Origin of the sequence: Gilliamella sp. wkB308 (assembly GCF_001690185.1) — a bacterium.
Classification (GTDB): Bacteria; Pseudomonadota; Gammaproteobacteria; order Enterobacterales; family Orbaceae; genus Gilliamella; species Gilliamella apicola_I.
Window position 1 is genome coordinate 1 of record NZ_LZGN01000029.1, and the last position, 4120, is coordinate 4120.

A 4120-nucleotide genomic window follows, 5' to 3' on the forward strand; every position below is an offset into this window, starting at 1 on the left:
CAAAAATATAGTTATTAAATTACATAATTTTTTAAACTTACATAATACTGTTACTAACGTACAAAAGGTGGGCTATCTTTGCGTTTAGTTTCTATTGATCGGATAAAGAATTCAAGTACTTTCTGATATTATTTAATTAAAAAATCGACAAATATTACTTTGTTTTAGGTATAAATTACCTTATTAACTTATTTATTCTATTTAAAATATTCAATAGTGAATATTTTAAATATATTTTAATCTTTAGGCTTTCTTAGCCATAGGGACAACAAATAGTACATATTTAACCTTTTTTTTATGGTACAATTTCGACCTTTATAAAATAAATTTGAATTCAGAGGATCAATATGGACTTTTTTATTAATCAAGCGTACGCAGCTGACGGACAAGCCGTTGAAAGCAATCCTTATTTTTTACCGATCATGCTTGTTGTTTTTGGGTTATTTTTCTATTTTATGATCATGAGACCACAACAAAAACGCGCTAAAGCACATCGTGAATTAATGTCATCTATTTCAAAAGGCGATGAAGTATTAACCAATGGCGGATTGATCGGTCGTGTTTCTAAAGTGAACGAAAATGGTTATATTGCATTAGAATTAAATGATTCAACTGAAGTAATAATCAAACGTGATTTTATTACATCTGTATTACCAAAAGGTACAATGAAATCATTATAATAACAATATTATTATGATAATTCATTGTGTTAACTGTCTAACCCCACAAGAGAATATGTCGTGTTAAATCGCTATCCTTTGTGGAAGTACATTATGTTGGTCGTCATAATTTGTGTCGGCCTACTTTATGCGCTTCCTAATATTTATGGTGAAGATCCAGCTATACAGATTTCTGGCTCGGATAGTGCCAAAATTGAAACGGCTACGCAAAGCAATGTGATAAAATTGCTAGCTGAAAATCACATCGATATCAAATCAATTGTTTACGAAAATGGAACCATTTTAATTCGATTTGCTGATAATGATACGCAACTTAAAGCCAAAGAACTTATTTCAAAAGATTTAGGTGAAAATTATATTGTTGCTTTAAATCTAGCGCCCGCAACGCCAAAGTGGCTTTCCATGTTTGGCGCTTCACCTATGAAATTAGGACTAGACTTGCGTGGGGGAGTTCACTTCTTGATGGAAGTGGATATGACAACCGCATTAGATAAACTCGTAGAGCAATCAATTGAAAATCTAAAGTCTGATTTTAATAATAGCAAGCTAAGCTTTAAATCCTTGAGTCGCAATAGTGAGCAACAAATCGTCATGGAGTTTGCTAATACTCAAGATCGAAACAAAGCGATTGCTAAAATCAATAATTTACAAGATTACAAGATTGACTCTCAAAACGACAACAGCATCATAATCAATATAAGTGAACAACGCTTACAACAAGCTAAAAACGATGCTGTACAGCAAAACACAACGATTTTACGCAACCGAGTTAATCAATTAGGTGTCGCTGAACCGATTGTACAACGTCAAGGTTCGGATAGGATTGTTGTTGAATTACCGGGAATTCAAGATACTGCATTGGCTAAACGTATTATTGGCGCAACCGCTACACTTGAGTTTAGACAAGTAAATGAAAACAATTCAGCTGATTTGGCTGCTATTATTAACGGTCAAATGCGTGTTCCTTATGGTTCAGAAATAAAATATATGGAAAACGGGCGTCCGGTACTGTTATATAAACGCATTGTACTGACTGGTGACCATATAACGGATTCTTCTTACCGATTGAATGAATATTCGCAACCAGAGGTTTCTATTACCCTTGATAGTTCAGGGGGAAAAACTATGCTCGATTTTACTCAAAAAAATCTACATAAATCAATGGCTACTTTATTTGTCGAATATAAAGATACTGGTAAACGTGATGAAAATGATAAACCAATTTTTGAACGACTTGAACGGGTTATCAATGTTGCAACAATTCAAGGTATTTTCAGTGATCGTTTCCAGGTTACAGGCATTAGTAACATTAATGAAGCAAAAAATTTGTCACTTTTACTACGTGCCGGTGCATTAATCGCGCCAATTCAAATCATTGAGGAACGTACCGTTGGCCCATCAATGGGGCAAGAAAATATTACTCAAGGATTGGAATCTTGTGTATGGGGATTATTAATCTCAGTCATCTTTATGTTAGTGGTTTATCGACTATTTGGAGTATTTGCGAGTTTAGCGTTAGTTGCTAACTTAATATTAATTGTTGGTGCTATGTCATTATTGCCTGGTGCGACGTTAAGTATGCCGGGTATAGCCGGTATTGTATTAACCGTCGGTATGGCTGTTGATGCAAACGTACTTATCAATGAACGAATAAAAGAAGAACTGAGTAACGGTCGTAATGTTCAACATGCGATTAATGAAGGATATGCAGGTGCTTGGAGCAGTATTTTTGATGCAAATATTACTACATTAATTACTGCGGTTATCCTTTATGCAGTCGGTACCGGTTCAATTAAAGGTTTTGCGATTACATTAGGTATCGGTATAGTAACATCAATGTTTACATCTATCGTCGGTACTCGCGCTTTAGCAAATCTTATTTATGGCGGTCGTCGCGTCAATAAGTTATCAATTTAGAGGTTTATTGTGATTGTTACTAGTAATGATATAAAAAATCATGATGTTAGAGAACTAAATCATGGTCGCAGAGTCCTCGACTTTTTAAAGTTTGGTTTTATTGCTTTTGCAATATCAATGTTACTTGTTGTTGGATCAATTTATGTAATTTTGACCAATGGATTTAATTTGGGACAAGATTTTACAGGTGGTACGACAGTCGAAATTACGGTGACCAAACCAGTAAATCTTGACGACATCCGTGACAGTTTACGTAATGCTGGCTATCATGAACCCGTTGTTCAATATTATGGAAGCAGCAAAGACATCATCATTCGACTTGCTTCAGAAAAAAAAGATGACGGCAGCGTATCTTCAATTATTGATAATGCGTTAGGGGTCAACATCTCTAATTTAATTCATAAAGATATTGATGCAAATGCAGAAATAAAACGAATTGAATTTGTTGGACCAACCGTTGGTTCTGAGCTTGCTCAAGATGGGATATTAGCTATCTGCGCGGCATTGGTTTGCATATTAATTTATATTGCATTTCGTTTTGAATGGCGATTTGGAACAGGTGCGGTTGTTGCACTTGCGCATGATGTCATCATCACTGCGGGCTATTTATCACTGTTTGATCGAGAGTTGGATCTCACCATTATTGCTGCCATGCTCTCAATTATCGGTTATTCTCTTAATGATACCATTGTTGTATTTGACAGAATTCGTGAAAACTTCAGGAAAATTCGTCGAGCATCGCCTTATGATGTGATTAATATCTCATTGACTCAAACCTTACACCGAACATTAATGACATCAGGTACAACCTTGGCAGTAGTGATTATTCTCTACATTTTCGGTGGTTCAATGCTAAAAGGTTTTTCAGAAACATTGGGCGTAGGTATTGTCTTAGGCACTATCTCGTCAATTTATGTAGCAGCTTACATGTCACTAAAATTAGGCGTTAAACGAGAACACTTTATGCCGCAAAAAAGTGAAGCTGAGGGTGCAGATCAACCTTCAATTATACGCTAACTTTTACACTCTGCTGGATGCCCAGCAGAGTTATATCAGACTGTTATTTAAACAAATGATATTAAATAGATTGACACCTATTATCGAGTTGAATATTATTAGCCACAGTTTTATCCCTTTCTACTTGGGGCCATAGCTCAGCTGGGAGAGCGCAACGCTGGCAGCGTTGAGGTCAGGGGTTCGATCCCCCTTGGCTCCACCACTTTTTAAATTCACAGTTTCAATGTTAGTCAAACTCAAACGATGACGCTATATTACATCATACTTCATTACCATTACTGTTATCACGTTACTCATCATCCTAAAGGCATATATTTACAAGTGAATATCTGAATACATCTATAATTAAAATAGGCAAAAACTAAAACGAAAATTTAACTATCATGATTGCATAAGGCTTTATCAATAATCCTAAAAGATTATATATACCGTTATTATGCCAAAATCCGTCAGAAAACCGCATAAGGTTAAAGAAAAGTAAAGAAATGTATATAGTAAGTAAATAA

At 35.1% G+C, this 4120-nt stretch carries 3 protein-coding genes and 1 tRNA gene; all 4 read left to right on the plus strand.

What is annotated here, in order from left to right; all coding sequences use genetic code 11:
- Nucleotides 1–347 precede the first annotated feature (347 nt).
- The 4 genes from yajC (at nt 348) to A9G10_RS04570 (ending at nt 3816) form a co-directional block, all read left to right on the plus strand.
- On the plus strand, nt 348–680 hold the full coding sequence (gene yajC, locus A9G10_RS04555) for a preprotein translocase subunit YajC (protein WP_065558440.1): 333 nt from the start codon (nt 348–350) through the stop codon (nt 678–680).
- Between the two features lie 60 nt (nt 681–740).
- Nucleotides 741–2597 carry a protein translocase subunit SecD gene (gene secD / locus A9G10_RS04560; RefSeq protein WP_081299042.1) on the plus strand — a complete coding sequence of 619 codons (1857 nt, stop codon included), beginning with the start codon at nt 741–743 and terminating at the stop codon, nt 2595–2597.
- Between the two features lie 30 nt (nt 2598–2627).
- The gene (gene secF / locus A9G10_RS04565) at nt 2628–3614 is read left to right on the plus strand and encodes a protein translocase subunit SecF (protein ID WP_065558442.1); all 987 of its coding nucleotides are present in this window, start codon (nt 2628–2630) and stop codon (nt 3612–3614) included.
- Nucleotides 3615–3740: 126 nt separating this feature from the next.
- Nucleotides 3741–3816 (plus strand) — tRNA-Ala (locus tag A9G10_RS04570).
- The last annotated feature ends 304 nt before the right edge of the window (nt 3817–4120 follow it).

Excerpts from the sequence above, each read along its gene's own strand:
- yajC (WP_065558440.1), top strand. The coding sequence starts at position 348 with ATGGACTTTTTTATTAATCAAGCGTACGCAGCTGACGGACAAGCCGTT.